Source organism: Geodermatophilus sp. URMC 60 (assembly GCF_053502585.1).
This window is the reverse complement of sequence record NZ_CP199958.1, coordinates 4,935,016-4,954,632: the sequence shown is the minus strand read 5'-3', so window position 1 is coordinate 4,954,632 and position 19,617 is coordinate 4,935,016. Positions and strand designations below refer to the sequence as shown.

Annotated in this window: 21 protein-coding genes; 14 read left to right on the top strand and 7 right to left on the bottom strand. The window is 75.5% G+C overall.

Annotated features, from left to right (window positions below; translation table 11 throughout):
• Positions 1–28 precede the first annotated feature (28 nt).
• Complete coding sequence (gene leuD, locus ACWIX3_RS23330) at positions 29–628, top strand: 3-isopropylmalate dehydratase small subunit (protein ID WP_448609726.1); 600 nt, start codon at positions 29–31, stop codon at positions 626–628.
• Between the two features lie 73 nt (positions 629–701).
• Here leuD and ACWIX3_RS23325 read toward each other — a convergent pair whose 3' ends face one another.
• From ACWIX3_RS23325 to cofC, 3 genes are read right to left on the bottom strand one after another with little or no spacing between them, the layout of a single operon-like run.
• The gene (locus tag ACWIX3_RS23325; RefSeq protein WP_448609725.1) at positions 702–1,658 is read right to left on the bottom strand and encodes an NUDIX hydrolase; all 957 of its coding nucleotides are present in this window, start codon (positions 1,656–1,658) and stop codon (positions 702–704) included.
• A complete protein-coding gene (locus ACWIX3_RS23320) occupies positions 1,648–3,708 on the bottom strand; it encodes an RNA degradosome polyphosphate kinase (protein WP_448609724.1) in 2,061 nt (686 codons plus the stop codon). The genes ACWIX3_RS23325 and ACWIX3_RS23320 overlap by 11 nt, the downstream gene beginning before the upstream one ends.
• 48 nt (positions 3,709–3,756) lie before the next feature.
• The gene (cofC, locus tag ACWIX3_RS23315; protein WP_448609723.1) at positions 3,757–4,413 is read right to left on the bottom strand and encodes a 2-phospho-L-lactate guanylyltransferase; all 657 of its coding nucleotides are present in this window, start codon (positions 4,411–4,413) and stop codon (positions 3,757–3,759) included.
• Between the two features lie 143 nt (positions 4,414–4,556).
• Here cofC and ACWIX3_RS23310 point away from each other — a divergent pair, with 143 nt between their 5' ends.
• Genes ACWIX3_RS23310 through ACWIX3_RS23300 form a run of 3 tightly spaced genes read left to right on the top strand, consistent with a single transcriptional unit; the run spans position 4,557 to position 7,506 of the window.
• Positions 4,557–5,372 (top strand): lysophospholipid acyltransferase family protein, encoded by an 816-nt coding sequence (locus ACWIX3_RS23310; protein WP_448609722.1) that lies wholly within the window; start codon positions 4,557–4,559, stop codon positions 5,370–5,372.
• Complete coding sequence (locus tag ACWIX3_RS23305; protein ID WP_448609721.1) at positions 5,369–6,379, top strand: NAD(P)H-dependent glycerol-3-phosphate dehydrogenase; 1,011 nt, start codon at positions 5,369–5,371, stop codon at positions 6,377–6,379. Before ACWIX3_RS23310 ends, ACWIX3_RS23305 begins: the two co-directional genes overlap by 4 nt.
• Positions 6,376–7,506 (top strand): cystathionine gamma-lyase, encoded by a 1,131-nt coding sequence (locus ACWIX3_RS23300; RefSeq protein ID WP_448609720.1) that lies wholly within the window; start codon positions 6,376–6,378, stop codon positions 7,504–7,506. Before ACWIX3_RS23305 ends, ACWIX3_RS23300 begins: the two co-directional genes overlap by 4 nt.
• 7 nt (positions 7,507–7,513) lie before the next feature.
• Here the strand turns inward: ACWIX3_RS23300 and ACWIX3_RS23295 are convergent, their stop codons facing one another.
• The gene (locus ACWIX3_RS23295; protein WP_448609719.1) at positions 7,514–8,272 is read right to left on the bottom strand and encodes a CDP-alcohol phosphatidyltransferase family protein; all 759 of its coding nucleotides are present in this window, start codon (positions 8,270–8,272) and stop codon (positions 7,514–7,516) included.
• A gap of 89 nt (positions 8,273–8,361) precedes the next feature.
• Here ACWIX3_RS23295 and ACWIX3_RS23290 point away from each other — a divergent pair, with 89 nt between their 5' ends.
• Entirely contained in the window at positions 8,362–9,510 is a 1,149-nt protein-coding gene (locus tag ACWIX3_RS23290; RefSeq protein ID WP_448609718.1) for a D-alanine--D-alanine ligase family protein, read from the top strand.
• Positions 9,507–10,154: a hypothetical protein gene (locus ACWIX3_RS23285; RefSeq protein WP_448609717.1), complete on the top strand. Its 648-nt coding sequence runs from the start codon at positions 9,507–9,509 to the stop codon at positions 10,152–10,154. Before ACWIX3_RS23290 ends, ACWIX3_RS23285 begins: the two co-directional genes overlap by 4 nt.
• Before the next feature lie 100 nt (positions 10,155–10,254).
• On the opposite strand, the gene ACWIX3_RS23280 is transcribed toward ACWIX3_RS23285, so the two are convergent.
• Positions 10,255–10,806, bottom strand: a complete 552-nt coding sequence (locus ACWIX3_RS23280) for a DUF3515 domain-containing protein (RefSeq protein WP_448609716.1) — start codon at positions 10,804–10,806, stop codon at positions 10,255–10,257.
• Between the two features lie 74 nt (positions 10,807–10,880).
• Positions 10,881–11,114 (bottom strand): Lrp/AsnC ligand binding domain-containing protein, encoded by a 234-nt coding sequence (locus ACWIX3_RS23275; RefSeq protein ID WP_448609715.1) that lies wholly within the window; start codon positions 11,112–11,114, stop codon positions 10,881–10,883.
• Between the two features lie 140 nt (positions 11,115–11,254).
• Between ACWIX3_RS23275 and ACWIX3_RS23270 the strand changes: the two genes are divergently transcribed.
• Genes ACWIX3_RS23270 through ACWIX3_RS23260 form a run of 3 tightly spaced genes read left to right on the top strand, consistent with a single transcriptional unit; the run spans position 11,255 to position 13,357 of the window.
• A complete protein-coding gene (locus ACWIX3_RS23270; RefSeq protein ID WP_448609714.1) occupies positions 11,255–12,241 on the top strand; it encodes a thiamine-phosphate kinase in 987 nt (328 codons plus the stop codon).
• Complete coding sequence (locus tag ACWIX3_RS23265; RefSeq protein ID WP_448609713.1) at positions 12,225–12,728, top strand: GNAT family N-acetyltransferase; 504 nt, start codon at positions 12,225–12,227, stop codon at positions 12,726–12,728. The genes ACWIX3_RS23270 and ACWIX3_RS23265 overlap by 17 nt, the downstream gene beginning before the upstream one ends.
• Positions 12,725–13,357 (top strand): cytidylate kinase-like family protein, encoded by a 633-nt coding sequence (locus ACWIX3_RS23260; protein WP_448609712.1) that lies wholly within the window; start codon positions 12,725–12,727, stop codon positions 13,355–13,357. Before ACWIX3_RS23265 ends, ACWIX3_RS23260 begins: the two co-directional genes overlap by 4 nt.
• A gap of 111 nt (positions 13,358–13,468) precedes the next feature.
• On the opposite strand, the gene rpmB is transcribed toward ACWIX3_RS23260, so the two are convergent.
• Positions 13,469–13,651 (bottom strand): 50S ribosomal protein L28, encoded by a 183-nt coding sequence (gene rpmB, locus ACWIX3_RS23255; protein WP_425283681.1) that lies wholly within the window; start codon positions 13,649–13,651, stop codon positions 13,469–13,471.
• Positions 13,652–13,834: 183 nt separating this feature from the next.
• Between rpmB and ACWIX3_RS23250 the strand changes: the two genes are divergently transcribed.
• The 5 genes from ACWIX3_RS23250 (at position 13,835) to ACWIX3_RS23230 (ending at position 19,432) form a co-directional block, all read left to right on the top strand.
• The gene (locus tag ACWIX3_RS23250; RefSeq protein WP_448609711.1) at positions 13,835–15,451 is read left to right on the top strand and encodes a DAK2 domain-containing protein; all 1,617 of its coding nucleotides are present in this window, start codon (positions 13,835–13,837) and stop codon (positions 15,449–15,451) included.
• Positions 15,451–17,634: an ATP-dependent DNA helicase RecG gene (gene recG / locus ACWIX3_RS23245; protein ID WP_448609710.1), complete on the top strand. Its 2,184-nt coding sequence runs from the start codon at positions 15,451–15,453 to the stop codon at positions 17,632–17,634. Before ACWIX3_RS23250 ends, recG begins: the two co-directional genes overlap by 1 nt.
• A gap of 1 nt (position 17,635) precedes the next feature.
• Positions 17,636–18,190 carry a 16S rRNA (guanine(966)-N(2))-methyltransferase RsmD gene (gene rsmD, locus ACWIX3_RS23240; RefSeq protein WP_448609709.1) on the top strand — a complete coding sequence of 185 codons (555 nt, stop codon included), beginning with the start codon at positions 17,636–17,638 and terminating at the stop codon, positions 18,188–18,190.
• On the top strand, positions 18,187–18,669 hold the full coding sequence (gene coaD, locus ACWIX3_RS23235) for a pantetheine-phosphate adenylyltransferase (RefSeq protein WP_448609708.1): 483 nt from the start codon (positions 18,187–18,189) through the stop codon (positions 18,667–18,669). Before rsmD ends, coaD begins: the two co-directional genes overlap by 4 nt.
• 70 nt (positions 18,670–18,739) lie before the next feature.
• On the top strand, positions 18,740–19,432 hold the full coding sequence (locus tag ACWIX3_RS23230; protein ID WP_448609707.1) for a hypothetical protein: 693 nt from the start codon (positions 18,740–18,742) through the stop codon (positions 19,430–19,432).
• Positions 19,433–19,617: the final 185 nt, after the last annotated feature.

Sequence of the window (19,617 nt, the reverse complement as noted above, 5' to 3'; positions counted from 1 at the left end):
GACCCGCCGCCCCGCAGGAGTCCGAGCGATGCAGCCCTTCACCACGCACACCGGCACGGCCGCCCCGCTGCGCCGCAGCGCCGTCGACACCGACCAGATCATCCCGGCGGAGTACCTGAAGCGGATCACCCGCAGCGGGTTCGAAGACGGCCTGTTCGTCGCCTGGCGCACCAACGAGCCGGACTTCGTGCTCAACAAGCCCGAGTACGCCGACGCCTCGGTCCTCGTGGCCGGCCCCGACTTCGGCACCGGCTCCTCCCGCGAGCACGCCGTCTGGGCGCTGCTCGACGGCGGGTTCCGCGTGGTCATCAGCTCGCGGTTCGCCGACATCTTCAAGAACAACTCGACCAAGTCCGGGCTGCTCACCGTCGTGCTGCCGCAGGCCGAGGTCGAGGCGCTGTGGGCGGCGGTGGAGGCCGACCCCACCACGCAGGTGACCGTCGACCTGCAGGAGCGACGGGTCTCCTACGGCGGGCACGGTGTGCCGTTCGAGATCGACGACTACACCCGCTGGCGGCTGCTGGAGGGCCTCGACGACGTCGGGCTCACCGAGCGGCACCTGGACGACATCGAGTCCTTCGAGGCCCGTCGTCCGGCCTGGCTGCCGAAGGCACTGCCGGCCAGGTGACGTACTGGAACGGCCACCCTCCAGGGTCCCGCGCCGAGCCTGCGAGGCGTGGGGGGGAAGGGTGGCCGTTCCTTCAGCGCAGGCCGGTGAAGGCGGGTTCCTCGGCGGTCTCGGCCCGGAAGTCGTGGTAGTAGTCGGCCGAGAGCACACCCGGCCGTCCGCCCAGCACCCAGGTGCTGCCCTTCGCCGAGGGCGGGTGCAGCGCGCCGGGAACTCCGGCGAAGCGGACGCCGAGAGTCGCCAGCACCGACGGGATGGCCCCGCCCTGGCTGCAGACCACGGCCACCCCCGGCGTCCCGTCGGCGTCCGCCCTCCCCAGCAGCCGCTCGACCGCGGCGAGGGCGGCGTGCGGGTCGGCGGCGAACTCCTCCTCGCCGAGCTCGGGCAGCGGGTGGACGGCGAGGCCGGTCCGCTCGGCCAGCGGCTCGAGGGTCTGCCGGCAGCGGACCCGCTCGGCGGTCAGCAGCTCGACAGGGGAGAACAGCGGCAGCACCTGTGCCAGCCGCGCCGCCTGCCGGCGCCCCTTGCCGTCCAGCGGCCGCAGCTCGTCGGGGCCGTCCCAGTCGGCCTTGCTGCCGGCCTTGCCGTGCCGGACCAGCAGGAGCGCTGGCTGCCGGGGGACGTCGGTGCGCGCGAGGTCGGCCAGCACGGCCCGGTCGTGCGCGTGGCTGACCAGCGCGCAGGCCGTCTCGACCGGCAGCCAGCGCAGCTCGTCGACCTCGTCGTTGGGCTTGAACGTCCCGCCGACGACCCGCATCAGCCAGTAGTCGACCCGCTTGGGGCCCTCCGGCACCCGGTACTCGGTGCGCACGCTGCGCCGTCCGACGACGACGTCCAGGCCGGTCTCCTCGGCCACCTCGCGCACCGCCGTCTCCAGCAGGTGCTCGCCCTCCTCGGGCTTGCCCTTGGGCAGCGACCAGTCGTCGTACTTCGGGCGGTGCACCAACGCGGTCTCGATCCCGCCGCCGTCGGCGGGGCGCCACAGGGCACCGCCGGCAGCGCGGACGAGGCGGCCGCCCTCAGCCGGCATGGTCCACCGCCGCCGCCATCAGCCCGGCCTGGTGGTCGCGCTCGCCGATGCGGTTCCAGGAGCCGTCGCTGCCCAGTTCCCAGCAGCGCACGCCGTCGGCCATCGCCGCGTCGAACATCTCCTGCAGCTCCCGCTCGGCGGTGTCGTCGCACACCCGCAGCAGCACCTCGATGCGGCGGTCGAGGTTGCGGTGCATGAGGTCGGAGCTGCCGAGCCACCACTCACCCTCCCCGCCCGCGGCGAACCACATCACCCGGGAGTGCTCGAGGAACCGGCCGACGATCGAGCGCGCCCGCACGTTCTCCGACAACCCGGGGACGCCCGGGCGCAGCGAGCAGATGCCGCGGACGAGCAGCTCCACCGGGACGCCGGCCGCCGACGCCTCGTAGAGCGCGTCGATCACCTGTTCGTCGACCAGCGAGTTCACCTTGATGCGGATCCCCGCCGGGCGGCCCTCGCGCGCGTGCCGCGCCTCCCGCCGGATCTTCTCCATCAGCCCGGGACGGATCCCGTGGGGCGCCACCATGAGCCGCCGGTAGGTGGTCTGCCGGGAGTAGCCGGTGAGGGTGTTGAACAGGTCGGTGAGGTCGGCACCGACGCGCGGGTCCGCGGTGAGGATGCCGAGGTCCTCGTAGAGCCGCGCGGTCTTCGGGTTGTAGTTCCCCGTGCCGATGTGGCAGTAGCGGCGGATCACGCCGCCCTCCCGGCGCACCACCAGCGCCGTCTTGCAGTGGGTCTTGAGCCCCACCAGCCCGTAGACGACGTGGCAGCCGGCGCGCTCCAGCGAGCGCGCCCAGCTGATGTTGGCCTCCTCGTCGAAGCGTGCCTTGATCTCCACCAGGACGACGACCTGCTTGCCGGCGTGGGCCGCCTCGATGAGCGCGTTGACGATCGGGGAGTCACCGGAGGTGCGGTACAGCGTCTGCTTGATCGCCAGCACGTTCGGGTCGGAGGCGGCCTGCTCGATGAAGCGCTGCACGCTGGTCGCGAACGAGTGGTACGGGTGGTGGACGAGCACGTCGCCCTCCCGCAGTGTCGCGAATACGCTCTTCGGCGTCTCGCCCTCCGACAGCCGTGGGTGGGTGGCCGGCACGAACGGCTCGTCCTTGAGCTCCGGTCGGTCGAGCCCGTAGAGCTCCCACAGCGCGGCCAGGTCGAGCAGCCCGGGCACGTGGACGACGTCGTTCTTGTCCACCTCGAGCTCGCTGATCAGGACGCCGAGGATCGTCGGGTCCATCGGCTCGGCGACCTCGAGCCGCACCGCCGGACCGAAGCGACGGCGCGCCAGCTCCCGCTCCAGTGCCTGCAGCAGGTCCTCGTCGCGGTCCTCCTCCACCTCCAGGTCGGCGTTGCGGGTGACCCGGAACAGGTGGTGGGCCATCACGTCGAGGCCGGGGAACAGCGCCTGCAGGTGCGCGGCGATGAGGTCCTCGAGCGGCAGGAACGTCGCGCCCGAGTCCACCGGACCCACCGGCACGAAGCGGGGCACGTTGTTGGGCACCTTGAGCCGGGCGAAGCGCGGGGCGCCGGTGTCGGGGTCGCGCACCTGGACGGCGAGGTTGAGCGAGAGGCCGCTGATGTAGGGGAAGGGGTGCGCCGGGTCGACCGCCAGCGGGGTCAGCACCGGGAACACCTGGTCGCGGAAGTACTCCCGCAACCGCTTGGTCTCGTCCTCGGCCAGGTCGTGCCAGTGCACGATGCGGATCCCGGCCTCCTCGAGGCGCGGGGTGATGTCCTTGGTGAAGACGTCGGCGTGCCGGTGCACCAGGTCGCGGGTCCGCTCGCCGACCCGCGCCAGCTGCTCGCGGATGGTCAGCCCGTCGGGGGAGCGCACGGTCAGCCCGGTGCTCTGCCGGCGCTTCAGGCCGGCGATGCGGACCATGTAGAACTCGTCGAGGTTGCCCGCGAAGATCGCCAGGAACTTCACCCGCTCCAGGAGCGGCAGGGTGTCGTCCTCCGCCAGCTCGAGCACACGGGCGTTGAAGTCCAGCCACGACAGCTCGCGGTTGATGTACCGGTCGGCGGGGGCGCCGGGTCTGGTCGAGGGCACGGGCTCATCGTGCCCCAGTCCGGTTGTCGGCGGGCGACCAGCAGGGGTTCAGCGGGGCCGTCGGGCGACCCCGCCGAGCAGCGCCGCGGTGTGCGGGCCCACGCCGAGCGCGAGTGCGGCACGCAGGTCGTCGGGCGTGTCGACGTCCCGCTCCAGGCCCGGCCAGCCGCCGCTCAGCGCAACGGCGCCGCCGGCCGCGTGCCGCTGCGCCGACCCGGCCCCGAAGGCGGGGGAGAGGTCGGTGCCGACGGCGGTGAGCAGCGTCGTCCCGGTGCCCTGCACGTCGGCGACGAAGCAGCGAGCGGTCCCTCCGCCCACGCGCTCCTCCGCGGCGGCGAGAGCGGCGGTGAGCTCGTCGGGGCGCAGGGCCGGCAGGTCGGAGGAGAGTGCGGCCACCGCGGCGGCCCCGGTGGCACGGGCGCCGTGGACCAGCGCCGGGTTGAGACCGCGGTCGGGCTCGTCGGGCACCGTGCGGGCACCCAGCCGGGTCGCCGCCGCGGCTGCGGCGGGGTCGTCGGTGACGACGAGGACGTCGGCGACGGCAGGCGAGGCCAACGCCGCGGCGAGGGTGTCGGCCAGCAGCGCCAGGACCAGCCGGTCGTGGGCGGTCGCCGGCGGGCCGCCCAGCCCCGCGGGCAGCGGCGCGAGGCGCGTCTTGGCCAGGGGCAGCCGCTTCGCCGGGACGACGACCGACCACGCACGCACGGCGACAATGTGAGCACACCGGCGCGGAGCGTCGACCGGCACCGACCGGACCCGGTGCGCGCCCCCGATCGGTCCAGGCCCGATCATGGGTTCTCAGGACGTCCCGGCCGGATCGAGCCGGGCGCACAGGAGGGGAGGAACCGGTGACGCAGGACGGGTCCCCGGAGACCGGGGTGTCACGCCGCACCGGAGCCCAGCCGTCGCGGTGGCGCACCCGCCGGCCGCTGCCGCCGGCGCTGCTGTTCTGCGTCGCGGTCATCTATCCGGTCACCCAGCTGCTGTTCCGGATGCGCTACCGGCACGCCGAGCGCTTCCCCCGCACCGGCCCGGTGCTCGTGGTGGCCAACCACGTGTCGATCCTCGACCCGCTGGCCTGCGCCCGGCTGGTCTGGGACTGCGGCCGCGTGCCGCACTTCCTGGCCAAGGAGGCGGTCTTCGCCGGGCCGGCCGGGAGGATCCTGCGCGCCGCCGGGCAGATCCCGGTGGCCCGCGGCCGGGCCGACGCGCGCAACTCGCTGGCGGCCGCCGAGGCCGACCTCGCCGCCGGCAACGTCGTGGTCATCTACCCCGAGGGGTCGGTCACCCGCGACCCCGACTGGTGGCCCATGGAGGCCCGCACCGGCGTCGCGCGGCTGGCGTTGACCACCGACGCCGTCGTCGTGCCGGTCGCCCAGTGGGGGCCGCAGCGGCTGCACGACTACCACGCCAAGAAGCTGCACCTCCGGCTGCGCACGCCCGCCGACCACCTGGTCGGGGAGCCGGTGGACCTCGCCGACCTGCGCGCGCAGGTGCGCGGGGGCCGGCCGATGACCGGGGAGCTGCTGCGCGAGGTGACCGACCGGATGATGGCCTCCGTGCGCGACCAACTGACCGAGCTCCGCGGGGAGCCGGCGCCCACCGGGACCACCCCCCATCCCCGGCGCACGCTGCCCGGCGACCTGCCGGGGAGCGCCGCGTGAGCCGCGGTCCCGGCACGCGGGCCGCCGTCCTGGGGGCCGGCTCCTGGGGGACCACCTTCGCGAAGGTGCTGGCCGACGCCGGCTGCTCGGTGGTGCTGCACGCCCGCCGCCCCGAGCTCGCGCACGCGATCGGCGAGACCCGGGAGAACTCCGACTACCTGCCCGGCATCCGGCTGCCCGATCGGCTGCGCGCCACGGCCGACGCCGCCGAGGCCCTGGCCGACGCCGAGATCGTGGTGCTCGCCGTGCCCTCCCAGTCGCTGCGGGACAACCTCACCGAGTGGGCGCCGCTGCTGCCCCCTGACGCGGTCCTGCTCTCGCTGATGAAGGGCGTGGAGCTGGGCACCACCAAGCGGATGAGCCAGGTGATCGAAGAGGTCACCGGCGCCGGGCCCGATCGGGTCGCCGCCCTCTCGGGCCCGAACCTGGCGCGCGAGATCGCCGAGGAGCAGCCGGCCGCGACCGTGGTGGCCTGCGAGGACCACGACCGCGCCGCGCAGGTGCAGGCTGCCTGCCACACCCCCTACTTCCGCCCGTACACCAATCAGGACCTGGTGGGCTGCGAGCTCGGCGGCGCGGTCAAGAACGTCATCGCGCTGGCCTGCGGCATCACCGAGGGCATGGGCTTCGGTGACAACACCCGCGCCTCGCTGATCACCCGCGGGCTGGCCGAGACCACCCGGCTGGGCACGGCCCTGGGCGCCGAGCCGGCGACGTTCGCGGGGCTGGCCGGGCTGGGCGACCTGGTGGCCACCTGCAGCTCCCCGCTGTCGCGCAACCGGACCTTCGGCGAGCGGCTGGGGCGCGGCATGTCGGTGGAGGAGGTGCAGCGGACCACCCGCCAGGTCGCCGAGGGGGTGAAGAGCTGCCGGCCGGTGCTGGACCTGGCCTCGGCGCACGGGGTCGACATGCCGCTCACCGAGGCCGTCGTCCGCGTGTGCCACGACGGCGTCCCGGTGACGCAGGTGATCAAGGAGATCATGTCCAGAGAGGCCAAGCCGGAGTGAGCGAGCGCTGGGGGGACGGCACCCGTTCGGTCCGCGCCGGCGAGGACCCGCCCGTGCCGGGCGCGCCGCTGCGGCCGTCGCCGGTCTTCGCCGCCCCGTACCACCTCGGCGACCGCCCGCCCCGCGCGGACGGCGCCGACGCCTACGCGCGCACCGAGCACCCCACGCTGCGGGTCTTCGAGGCGGCGGTCGGCGAGCTGGACGGCGGCCGGTCCCTGTCCTTCGCCACCGGCATGGCGGCGATCAGCGCCGCGGTGCTCGCCGTGGCCCGCGCCGGTGACCGCGTGGTGCTGCCCTCGGACGGCTACTACACGACCCGGATGCTGGCCCGCGACGAGCTCGAGCGCTTCGGCGTGCGCGTGGACTACGTGCCCACCCCGGAGATCGGGGCGGTGGCCGCCCGTGGTGACCTCGAGGGCGCCGCGCTGGTGGTGCTGGAGACGCCCAGCAATCCCCAGCTGGACGTCTGCGACGTCGCCGCCGTCGCCCGCGCCACCCGCGCCGCCGGGGCGGTGCTCGCCGTCGACAACACCACGGCCACCCCGCTGGGCCAGCGACCGCTGGAGCTCGGCGCCGACCTCACCGTCGGCAGCGACACCAAGGCGCTGACCGGGCACAGCGACCTTCTGCTCGGCCACGTCAGCACGACCGACGACGAGCTGTACGCCCGGCTGAAGTCCTTCCGCGACCGCACCGGCGGCACACCCGGCCCGTTCGAGGCGTGGCTCGGGCACCGCTCGATGAGCACGCTCGACCTGCGCCTGGCCCGCCAGGCGGCCACCGCGGCCGCGGTCGCCGACCTGCTCGCCGGGCACCCCTCGGTGAGCGCCGTCCGCTGGCCGTGGCGGCCCGGTGACCCGTCCCACGCGCTGGCCACCCGCCAGATGCTGCGCCCCAACGGTGTCGTCTCCGCCGAGCTGCCCGACGCCGCGGCGGTCGCCCGGGTGCTGGGCGCCGGCCGGCTCTGGACGGCGGCCACCAGCTTCGGCGGGGTGCACAGCACCGTCGACCGGCGGGCCCAGTGGGGCGGGGACGCCGTCCCCGAGGGGTTCGTGCGGCTCTCCTGCGGCATCGAGGACACCGCCGACCTGGTGGCAGACCTCTCCGCCGCCCTCGACGCGGTCTGAGGCGCGCTCAGGTCGTCGTGGTGGGCTCGCCGCGCCGGCGGCGGGCCGCCCGCGCGGTCAGCCACAGGCTCACCGCGACGTAGTACACGAGGTAGGCCAGCGACAGCGCCACCACGACCGGGTGCGGGTCGGGCACCTGCACGAGCAGGACGGCGTAGGTGACCAGCCAGACGGCCGTCAGGACCAGGCTCAGGCCGCGCAGGGCCGTCGTCCGCGACGGGTAGAGGTAGCGCACGGGCACGAACACCAGCACCGAGCACACGACGAGCACCGTGGCGACCACCGCCGGGGCCAGGTCCAGGACGACGGCGTAGAAGGCGACCACGTTCCAGTAGCTCGGGAACCCGAGGAAGGCGTGGTCCTCGGTCTTCGCGTCCACCCGGCAGAACTGGTAGCTGGAGGCCAGCAGCGGCAGCGCGGCCACCACCCACCCCGCGGCGCCGCCGGGCAGCGACCCCGTGGTCCACAGCAGCACGACCGGGGCGAAGGCGTAGGTCAGGTAGTCGACGATGTCGTCGAGCCGGGCGCCGTCGAACCAGGGGATCGTCTCCTTGACCCGCAGACGGCGGGCCAGCATCCCGTCGGTGCCGTCGACCACCAGGGCGACCAGGCCGAGCCACAGGGCGGCCACCGCGTCGCCGTCGAAGGCCGCCAGCACGATCAGCAGCCCCAGTACCGAGCCGCTGGCGGTGTAGAGGTGGACCGCCGCGCCGGCCATCCGCAGACGACGCGGATAGACCGCCGGCCCGACCGCGTTCTCGCCCATCGGGACGAGGCTGCCACACGCCGGTCGCGGCGGCTGCGCCCCGCCCGTCGTCCGGGCGCGCCGAGGGGTCTCCACTAGGGTCGGCCGCGATGAGCGGACAGGCGGGCAAGCTGCGGATCGCGGTCGTCTTCGGGGGCCGCAGCGCGGAACACCCCATCTCCTGCGTCTCCGCCGGGGCCGTCCTGGCGGCCCTGGACCGCGACCGGTACGACGTCGTCCCCGTGGGCATCACCCGCGACGGCGGCTGGGTGCTGCCCGACCCGGGGCTGCGGCTGGGGATCGCCGACGGCGAGCTGCCGGAGGTCACCGGCGGGACGCCCGTGACGCTGGTCGGCGACCCGAGCGGGCGCGGCCTGCAGCGCCTGGACGGCACGGGGGAGCGGATCGGCCTGGACGTCGTCTTCCCCGTGCTGCACGGCGCCTACGGCGAGGACGGCACCATCCAGGGGCTGCTGGAGATGAGCGGCATCCCGTACGTGGGCTCGGGCGTCTTCGCCAGCGCGGCGTCGATGGACAAGGAGTTCACCAAGAAGCTGCTCGCCGCCGCCGGACTGCCCCAGGGCGACCACGTGGTGCTGCGCGATGCGTCCGGGGCGCTGTCGGCCGACCCCCGGGTGCTCGATCCCGCGACCCGGGAGCGGCTCGGCCTGCCGGTGTTCGTCAAGCCCTCGCGTGCCGGCTCCAGCATCGGGATCACCAAGGTCACCGACTGGGGGCAGTTCCCGGAGGCCGTCGCGACCGCCGCTGCGGTCGACGCCAAGGTGGTCGTGGAGGCCGCGGTCCCGGGCCGGGAGGTCGAGTGCGGCGTCCTGGCCGCGCCCGGCGGTGGGCTGCCGCAGGCCAGCCTGCCGGCCGAGATCCGGCTGCACCCGGGCACCGACTGGTACGACTTCGCCGCCAAGTACCTCGACGACGCCGCGGACTTCGACGTCCCCGCCGACCTCACCCCCGACCAGACCCGGGCGGTGCAGGAGGCGGCCTGCCGCGCGTACCTCGCGATGGACTGCCGCGGCCTGGCGCGGGTCGACTTCTTCCTCGGCACCGGCCCCGACGGGGCGGACCGGTTGGTGGTCAACGAGGTGAACACCATGCCGGGGTTCACGCCGATCTCGATGTACCCGCGGATGTGGGCGGCCTCCGGGGTCGACTTCGCCACGCTCGTGGACCGGCTCGTCGAGGTGGCCCTGGCCGAGGCGCCGACCGGCTCCGACCCGACGCTGGACGGCACCCGGGCGTGAGCCCGGCGGCGGGGGTCCGGCACGGCGGGCTGGCGCTGTTGCTGGCCCTGCTGCCCGGCTGCGCCACCCCGACCGACGGCGGCACGGCCGCGCCACCGGCCGCGGCGACGCCCGCCACGCCCCGGGAGCTCGAGGCCCTCGTCGTCCCCGACGTGCCCTCGGGCCTGCCGCGCGTGCCCGACGACGCCCTCTGGCCGCCGGCGGGGGAGAAGTGGGTCGAGGACGTCGCCCGCTACGCCGAGGACGCCGTCCGCGAGCGCGAGGTGCTCGACGACTACGGGTACCGCTTCGGCTGGGAGCGCTACTGGGGCTCCATGCCGGGCCCGCTGACCACCGTCGCCGCCCACCAGTTCGAGACGACGGCCGGCGCCGCGGCGTTCACCGCGGACCTGGCCGCGCACGAGGCGGAGGTCTACGGCGGCCTGCTGCGCGAGGACCCGCCGGACCTGCCCGCCGGGTGCCGGCTGCTGCAGCTCGAAGAGGGCGCCCCCGAGGCGAAGGTGGCCGCACCGGCCGCCTTCGCGTGGTGCGCGCGGGGGGCGTTCAGCCTGGCGGTCACCGCCGTCTCCGGGTCGGTGGAGTCGGCGACCGAGGAGGTGCGGGCCGTCGTGGCGGCCCAGCTGGAGCGGCTGCCCCCGTCTTGACGGTGAGCCTCTGGAGGGGCCGGGCGGCGAGGGGAGGGCGGCCACCCTTCAGGGTCCCGCGCCGAGCGTGCGAGGCGTGGGGGGAAGGGTGGTCCTTCACTCAGCCGCCGGTGTCGACCGGCTGGGCCGGGAGCGTGTCGTTGATGACCGGGCCGAGCGCGGTGACCGGCGCGCTGTCGGTGTCGGCGGAGACCGTGACCTGCACGTAGACGGGCCGGTCGACGGCGGTCCAGACGATGCTGTCCGGGTCGCTGGTGTCGACCAGCCAGTTCACCGCGTTGACCTGGATGAGCGGGGACGTCGGCTCCAGTGCGGCCGGCCGGTCGACACCGCAGACCAGGACCACCGGCGGCTCACCCCAGGCGTAGGCGTAGGGGGAGTCGGACTGCACCGGACGCGACGGCTCGCCGGCCAGCTCCAGCGGGAGCGCGCCCATGAGCGCCGGGCAGTTCGCGTCGGCCTCCGGGGTCACCGGCGGCACCTCCACCGGCAGCGGCGGCAGCTCGGCCCGCCCGGGCGCCGGTGTGCCGTCGACGTCGGCGACCGTGTCGCCGGACCCGCCGGCGACGTCGTCGTCCCCGCCGAGCACGCGGGTGAGGACCAGCAGCACGACCACCAGCGGGAGGACGACGGCGGTGACGACGAGCGCCACGCGCCGCAGCGGGTCGTCCGGCCGGGACGGCCGCGGCTCGCCGGGGTCGGGCGGAGGGTTCTCGGTCAGGGCGCTCAGATGTTGACGACGGGGCAGGTCAGCGTGCGGGTGATGCCGTCGACCGACTGCACGCGGGCCACGACCAGCCGGCCGAGCTCGTCGACGGTCTCGGCCTCGGCCCGCACGATCACGTCGTAGGGGCCTGTGACGTCCTCGGCCCTGGTGACACCCGCGATCTCGCTGATGGTCGTCGCCACCTGGGCGGCCTTGCCGACTTCGGTCTGGATGAGGATGTAGGCGTGGACCACGGGAGACCTTTCCTCGGGTGGCGCTGCGGGAGCGGCGTCCGCACCGGTGGGCGGACAGTTGGGCAACCTACCCCAGCGACGGAGGGGGACCGGTGACTCGTCCCCGTCCGCTCGTTCCGCGCGACGATCCTGCCGACAGCGTGCGCGTCGTCGGCGAGTTCGGCGTGATCGCGCGGGTGCTCGCGCGGTCCGGCGCCGCGCGCGTCGCGGACGTCGGGCCCGGCGACGACGCCGCCGTGCTGCGGGCGCCCGACGGGCGCGTGGTGGCCACCACCGACGTCCTCGTCGAGGGCCGGCACTTCCGGCGCGACTGGTCGTCGGCCGAGGACGTCGGGCACAAGGCGGCGGCGGCCAACCTCGCCGACGTGGCCGCGATGGGCGGGGTGACGACCGCGCTGCTGGTCGGCCTGGCCTGTCCGCCGGACACCCCGACGACGTGGCTGGAGGGGGTGGCCGCCGGGCTGGCCGCGGAGTGTGCGCCGCTGGGGGCGGCCGTCGTCGGCGGCGACACGGTGTCGGCGGCCCCCGACAGCGGTGCCGTCGTCCTGTCGGTGACCGCACTGGGCGACCTGGGCGGACGGGCGCCGGTGCTGCGCTCGGGCGCCCGGCCCGGCGACGTGCTGGCCCTGGTCGGCCGGCTGGGCTGGTCGGCGTGCGGGCTGGCCGTGCTGCGGCGCGGGTTCACCAGCCCGGCCGCCGCGGTGGCCGCGCACCGCCGTCCGACGCCGCCGTACGCGGCCGGCCCGGCCGCTGCCGAGGCCGGGGCGACGTCGATGTGCGACGTCAGCGACGGGCTGCTCGCCGACGCCGGGCACCTCGCGGAGGACAGCGGCGTGCTCGTCGACGTGGACCGGGCCGCGCTGGTCCGGGCGACCCTCGAACTGCCCGGCCCGCTGCAGCAGGTCGCGGCCGCCCTCGGTGGCGACCCGATGGCCTGGGTGCTCACCGGCGGGGAGGACCACGCACTGCTGGCCACCTTCCCCGCGGCCGCGGACCTGCCGGAGGGCTGGGCGCGGATCGGCACGGTGCGCGAGGGGCAGCCCGGGGTGCGCGTGGACGGCGAGCCGGCAGAGGCGGTCGCCGCGGCCGTCGGGGCGGAGGGGACCGGGCATGCACACTTCCGCTGAGGTGCGGCTGGCCGACGGCCGCCCGGTGGTCCTGCGGGCGGTGCCCTACGAGGACCCGCTGGCCCGCGAGCTCGTCGGCCGCGTGCAGCAGGAGTACGTGACCCGCTACGGGGGTCCCGACGAGGCCGTGGTCGACCCGGCCGAGTTCGAGCCGCCGGGAGGGCTGTTCCTCGTCGCCGAGGTCGACGGCGTCCCCGCCGGGTGCGGCGCCTGGCGGGTGCACGAGCCCGGCGTGGCCGAGGTCAAGCGGGTCTACGTGGAGCCGGCGTTCCGTCGGCAGGGGCTGGCGCAACTGCTCATGGCGGCGCTCGAGGGGAGCGCGGCGGCGGCCGGCGCCCGCACGGTGGTGCTCAACTCCGGCTGGCGGCAGCCCGAGGCGCTGGCGCTGTACGCCGCACTCGGCTACACCTCTGCCCCGGGGTACGGCGTGTACGCCGACGCGCCCGGCGCGGTGTTCCTGGGCAAGCGGCTGGAGGAGGAGCAGTGACAGGCTCGGGCGTGGTGACGATCTCGGCCTCCTACGGCGCGGGCGGTGACCTGGTCGGTCCGGCCGTCGCCGCGCGGCTGGACCTGGTCTTCCACGACCGTGCCATCCCCGCCCAGGTGGCCGGCCGGCTCGGCGTCCCGGTGGCCGAGGCGGAGGCCAACGACGAGAACGTCGCCCGCGGGCTGTGGCGGATCGTCGCCTCGCTGGGCACCATGCCCGACCCGATGGGCGGCGTCGTCCCGGTGACCGAGCAGCTCGACGAGCGGACGTTCCGGCTGCAGACCGAGCGGGTGGTGCGCGAGATCGCCGACGGACCGGGCGGCGTGGTCCTCGGCCGGGCCGCCGCCGTGGTGCTGGGCGACCGGTCCGACGCGCTGCACGTCCGCCTCGACGGACCCCAGCAGCGGCGGCTCGACGCCGTGGTGGCGCGCACCGGACGCCCGCGCGAGGAGGTGCGGCGCGAGCTGCGGGCCAACGACACGGCGCGGGAGGGGTACGTGCGGCGGTCCTACCGCGTCGACCCGGCGTCCCCGCGCAGCTACCACCTGGTCATCGACAGCACGGCACTGCCACTGCAGACGGTGGTCGACCTCGTGGTGGACGCCGCCCGCGCCCGCGGTATCGGCTGACTTCCCCGACCCTGAACGCGACGGAGCCCGGGGGTCCGAGGACCTCCGGGCTCCGTCGCGTTCAGGGTCCCACCCCGAGCGTGCGAAGGGTGGGGAGGACGGGGTCCTCTCTCAGGCGCGGACGACCTTGCCCGCGCGGATGCACGAGGTGCAGGCGTTGATGCGACGACGGTTGCCCGGGGCGACGAGCGCCCGCACGGACTGGATGTTCGGGTTCCAACGGCGCGGCGTGCGGCGGTGCGAGTGCGACACCGACATACCGAAACCGGGCCCCTTGCCACAGACATCGCACACGGCAGCCACGGTGGATCACTCCCAGGAGATTCGTTCACGGACGGCGGCACGCCGACGCGCCCGCACACAGACCAACCGAGAGTCTAACCGCTCTCCGGCCGGGACGTCGCGGAGGTCGCCGGGACCCCGCCCGCGGCCGGTCGCGCACCCGGCGTCGTCGGTCCGCGTGGGTACCCTCCGGCCGTGCTGCCGGCGCTCGACGACGCCGCGGTCGGCCAGTGGTGCCGGGCCGCGGTCGCCGCCCTGTCCGCTGCCCGCGGCCGCATCGACGACCTCAACGTCTTCCCCGTCCCCGACGGGGACACCGGCACGAACCTGCTGGCCACCGCCGAGGCCGCCCTCGCCGCGCTCGACGAGGCGGGGGAGGACCGCACCGAGCCCGCGTGGGCGCTGCTGGCCCGCGGTGCGGTGCTGGGCGCCCGCGGCAACTCCGGCACCATCCTCGCCCAGCTGTGGCGCGGGTTGGCCGACCAGCTCGCCGGCCAACCCCCGGCCGACGGCCCGACCCTCGCCATGGCCCTGCAGAAGGCCGCCGACACCGCCTACGGCGCCGTCGCCGACCCCGAGGAGGGGACGTTCCTCACGGTCGCCCGTGCCGGTGCCGAGGCGGCGGTCGCCGCGGTCGCCTCCGGGCGCACCGCCCTGGGCGAGGTCGTGCGGGTCGCGGCCGACGGCGCCCGCGCGGCCCTCGAGGCGACGCCGGGGCAGCTGGCAGTGCTCCGCGACGCCGGCGTGGTGGACGCCGGGGGAGCGGGCCTGTGTCTCGTCCTCGACGCGCTGGTGACCACGGTGACCGGCGTCGAGCCCGACCGCCCGTCGCTGGCCCGCCGGCCCGAGCGCGGTCACCACCACGCCCACGACCACGGCGACCTGCCGCACCAGCCGCCCGCCGGGCCGGGCAGCGAGGTCCAGTACCTGCTTGCCGACAGCGACGAGGCCGCCGTTGCCCGGCTGCACGAGCGGCTGGCCGCTCTCGGCGACAGCCTGGTCCTCGTCGGCGTCGACACCCCGGGCGGGCGCGAGTGGAACGTGCACGTGCACGTCGCCGACGTCGGCGCCGCGATCGAGGCCGGCATCGAGGCCGGCCGCCCGTACCGCATCTCGGTCACCCCGCTGGCCCCGGTGCGCCCACCGGCGCCGGCGCCCGACGCGCGGGCGGTCGTGGCGATCGTCCCCGCCGGCGGGCTCGCCGAGCTGTTCCGCGACGAGGGCGCCACCGTCGTCGCCTCCGGGCCGGAGAGCGTGACCGAGGACGACGTGCTCGCCGCGGTCGTGGCCTCCGGCGCTGCCGGCGTCGTCGTCCTGCCCAACGACCCGATGCTGACCGCGCTGGCCTCCCGCGCCGCCGAGCGGGCTCGCGAGGAGGGCCGCGACGTCGCCGTCGTCCCCACCCGGGCGCCGGTGCAGGGCCTGGCCGCCCTGGCCGTCGCCGAACCGTCCCGGCGCTTCGGCGACGACGTCATCACCATGGCCGAGGCGGCCGCGGCCACCCGCTGGGCCGAGGTCACCGTCGCCGACCAGGAGGCGCTGACGAGCGCGGGCCGCTGCGCGCCGGGCGACGTGCTCGGCTCGGCGGAGGGCGACGTCCTGCTGATCGGCGGGGAGCCGGTCGCCGTCGCCTGCGAGCTGCTCGACCGCATGCTGTCGGCCGGCGGGGAGCTGGTCACCCTGGTCGTGGGCCCGGACGCCGCCCTCGCCGACGCCGTGTGCGCGCACCTCGCGGGTAGGCACCCGACGGTCGAGGTCTGCCGCTACGAGGGCGCGCCCGAGGGGGTCCCGCTGCAGGTGGGGGTGGAGTGATGGCCGTGGGGATGACGACCCGGCTGGACCGGGTGCTCGGCGCCCGGACCGCCAAGGCGATGGCGGAGTCGCTGGGTCTCCACACCGTGCGCGACCTGCTGCGGCACTACCCGCACCGCTACGCCAAGCGGGGCGAGATGACCCGCCTCGACGACCTGCAGGTCGGCGACCGGGTGACCGTGCTGGCCCAGGTCCGGTCGGTCGACAGCCGCCCCATGCGGCAGCGGCGCGGCACCCTCACCGAGGTCACCGTCGGCGACGGCGCCGGGACGATGAAGCTGGTCTTCTTCAACCACCGGCACACGCGGCTGGTACCCGGCGCCTGGGGCCTGTTCGCCGGGACGGTCAGCGAGTACCGCAGCCGGCTGCAGTTCGCCCACCCCGACTGCCACCTCATGACCGGGGACGACGAGGACGAGGACTGGGCGCGGGCGCTCATCCCGATCTACCCGGCCACCAAGGAGGTCTCCAGCTGGGTGATCCAGCGCTCGGTGAAGCTGCTGCTCGACACCTCCGGCGGCTTCGGCTTCGTCGAGGACCCGCTGCCCGGGGAACTGCGCGCCCGGCACGGGCTGCCGAGCCTCCCGGCCGCGCTGCTCGACATCCACCGGCCGACCTCCGACGACGACGTCGAGCACGCCGCGTACCGGCTCAAGTGGGACGAGGCGCTCACCCTCCAGCTGACCCTCGCCGCCCGCCGCCGCGCCGCCGCGCTGGAGCCCGGCGTCGCCCGGCCCCGGCGGCCCGGCGGCCTGCTGGACGCCGTCGACGCCGCGCTGCCCTTCGCGCTCACCGAGGGCCAGCGCGAGGTGGGGGAGGAGCTGGCCGCCGAGCTGGCCCGCGAGCAGCCCATGCACCGGCTGCTGCAGGGCGAGGTCGGTGCGGGCAAGACCGTCGTCGCGCTGCGGGCGATGGCCCAGGTCGTCGACGCCGGCGGGCAGGCCGCGCTGTTGGCGCCCACCGAGGTGCTCGCCGCCCAGCACGCGCGCAGCATCGACGCGATGCTGGGGCCGCTGGGCCGCGCCGGCGAGCTGGACGGCGACCCGGCCGGCACCCGCGTCGTGCTGCTCACCGGCTCGCAGAAGGCCGCCGCGCGGCGGGAGGGGCGCGCCGCGGTGGCCGACGGCAGCGCCGGGATCGTCGTCGGCACGCACGCGCTGCTGCAGGCGGGTGTGGACTTCGCCGACCTCGGCCTGGTCGTCGTCGACGAGCAGCACCGCTTCGGCGTCGAGCAGCGCGACGCGCTCCGGGCCAAGGGCAACCGGCCTCCGCACGTGCTGGTCATGACCGCCACGCCGATCCCGCGCACGGTGGCGATGACCGTCTACGGCGACCTGGAGACCTCCACGCTGCGCCAGCTGCCCGGCGGGCGCGGCGGCGTGGCCAGCTCGGTGGTCCCGGTCCGGGACAAGCCGGCCTGGCTCGACCGCGCCTGGGAGCGGCTGCGCGAGGAGGTCGGCGCCGGCCGCCAGGCCTACGTCGTCTGCCCGCGCATCGGCGAGGACGCGGCCACCGAGGAGGAGCCCGACGACGCCGACGGCGTGCCGGCGGAGGAGGGCTCGGGACGCCGTCCGCCGCTGGCCGTCCTCGACGTCGCCGAGGAGCTGCGCGCCGGGCCGCTGGCCGGGCTGCGCCTGGAGGTCCTGCACGGCCGGATGACCCCGGAGGACAAGGAGGCGCGGATGCGCGCCTTCGCGGCGGGCGAGGTCGACGTCCTGGTCGCCACCACCGTCGTCGAGGTCGGCGTCGACGTGCCCAACGCCACCGTGATGGTCGTCATGGACGCCGACCGCTTCGGGGTCAGCCAGCTGCACCAGCTCCGCGGCCGGGTCGCCCGGGGCAAGCACCAGGGGCTGTGCCTGCTGGTCTCCGAGGCGCCCACCACCTCGGCCACCGGACAGCGGCTGGCCGCCGTCGCCGGCACCTCCGACGGCTTCGAGCTGGCCCGGCTGGACCTGGAGACCCGCCGCGAGGGCGACGTGCTCGGCGCCGCGCAGTCCGGACGCCGCTCGGGCATCAAGCTGCTGTCGCTGCTGGAGGACGAGCAGCTCATCGCCGAGGCCCGCGCCGAGGCCACGGCCCTGCTGGACACCGACCGCGGTCTGGCCGGTTTCCCGGGCCTGGCCATGGAGGTGGCCGCGCTGGCCACCGACGAGCGGGCCGAGTACCTGGAGAAGGCCTGACGTGACGCGGCTGGTCGCAGGCAGCGCCGGCGGACGGCGGCTCAAGGTCCCGCCCTCGGGCGTGCGGCCCACCGGCGACCGCGCCCGGGAGGGGTTGTTCAACAGCCTCTCCACGCTGACCGACCTCGAGGGCGCGACCGTCCTGGACCTCTACGCCGGCTCGGGCGCCCTGGGCCTGGAGGCGCTCAGCCGCGGCGCGGCCCAGGTCGTGTTCGTCGAGAACGGCCCGCGGGTGCTGCCGGTGCTGCGCGCCAACATCGACGCGGTCGGCCTCCCCGGCGCACGCGTGGTGTCCGGCTCGGTGCCCACCGTCGTCGCCGGGCCGCCGCCGGCCCGCTTCGACCTCGTGCTCGCCGACCCGCCGTACGCCACGCCGCTGCGGGAGGTCCTCGGGGTGCTCGAGGCGCTGGTCGCGGGGAAGTGGCTGGCCGAGGACGCCGTCGTCGTGGTCGAGCGCTCCAGCCGCGAGGCACCCTTCGAGTGGCCGACACCCCTGCGCGGACTGCGCGACCGCCGCTACGGCGAGGCCGTGCTCCGGTACGGTCGCTGTCCGTGAGGCGAGCGGTCTGCCCCGGGTCGTTCGACCCCGTGACGAACGGCCATGTCGACGTCATCACCCGGGCCGCGGCCCTCTACGACGAACTGGTCGTCGCCGTCCTGGTCAACCCCGGCAAGGCCGGGCTGTTCAGCGTCGACGAGCGCATCGCGCTTCTGCGCGACGCGGTCGCCGACGTCCCGAACGTGACCGTCGACAGCTTCCAGGGCCTGCTCGTCGACTACTGCCGCACCAACGACATCCCGGTGATCGTCAAGGGGCTGCGCGCGGTCAGCGACTTCGAGTACGAGCTGCAGATGGCGCAGATGAACCGCGAGCTGGCCGGGGTGGAGACGCTCTTCGTGCCCACCGCCCCCCAGGTCGGCCACCTGTCCTCGAGCCTGGTCAAGCAGATCGCCACCTTCGGCGGCGACGTCTCCGGACTGGTCCCCAAGGCCGTGCACGAGCGGCTCACCGTGCACCGGGAGCAGGGGACGTGACCGAGCTCGCGAGCCGCAGGGACACGGCATCACCGGGCGCGACTCCGACGAGCGCCGGCGAGGAGGGGCTGTGACGGAGGTCGTCTACCGGCTCTACGAGACCGTCGACGAGCTGAGCAGCGTCATCGAGAACGCCCGCAGCGTGCCGATGTCCGGTGGCTCCTGCATGGTGCCCCGCGACGTCGTGCTCGACCTGCTCGACGACCTCCGGGAGAACCTGCCCGCCGAGGTGCACAAGGCCGGCGCGATCGTCGAGCAGCGCACCGAGATCCTCCAGCAGGCGCAGGCCGAGGCCGAGCGGCTGACCGGCCGCACCCGCAGCGAGACCGAGCAGGTGGTCGGCGCGGCCCGCCGGCAGCGTGAGGAGATCCTCGGCACGGCCCGCCGGCAGCGCGACGACCTGCTCGCCCGCGCCCAGTCCGAGGCCGAGGACCTGCTCGCCCGGGCCGAGGAGGAGGCCGAGCAGATCGTCGAGGAGGCCCGCCGGCACCACGAGGCGCTGATCGCCGACGCGCAGGCCCAGGCGGCGGAGATCCTGGCGGCCGCGCAGGCCGAGCAGGAGCGCCTGGTCAGCGAGACGGAGGTCTACCGGGGAGCGGTCGACCGCGCCGACGAGCTCGGCGCGCAGACCGCGGCCGACGTCGCCCGGATGCGCACCGAGGTCGACGAGTACGTCGACACCCGCCTGGCCGACTTCGGCGGCACGCTGGAGCGGATGCTGCGCTCGGTGGAGAAGGCACGGGCCAGCCTCCGCGAGCAGTAGAAGGACCCCGCGTCCCCCCATCCCTCGCACGCTCGGGACGGGGCCCTGACGCGGGGCCGTTCCAGACCGTCACCGCGCTCGGGACGGGGCCCTGACGCGGGGCCGTTCCAGACCGTCACCGCGCTCGGGACGGGGCCCTGACGCGGGGCCGTTCCAGACCGTCACCGCGCTCGGGACGGGATCCG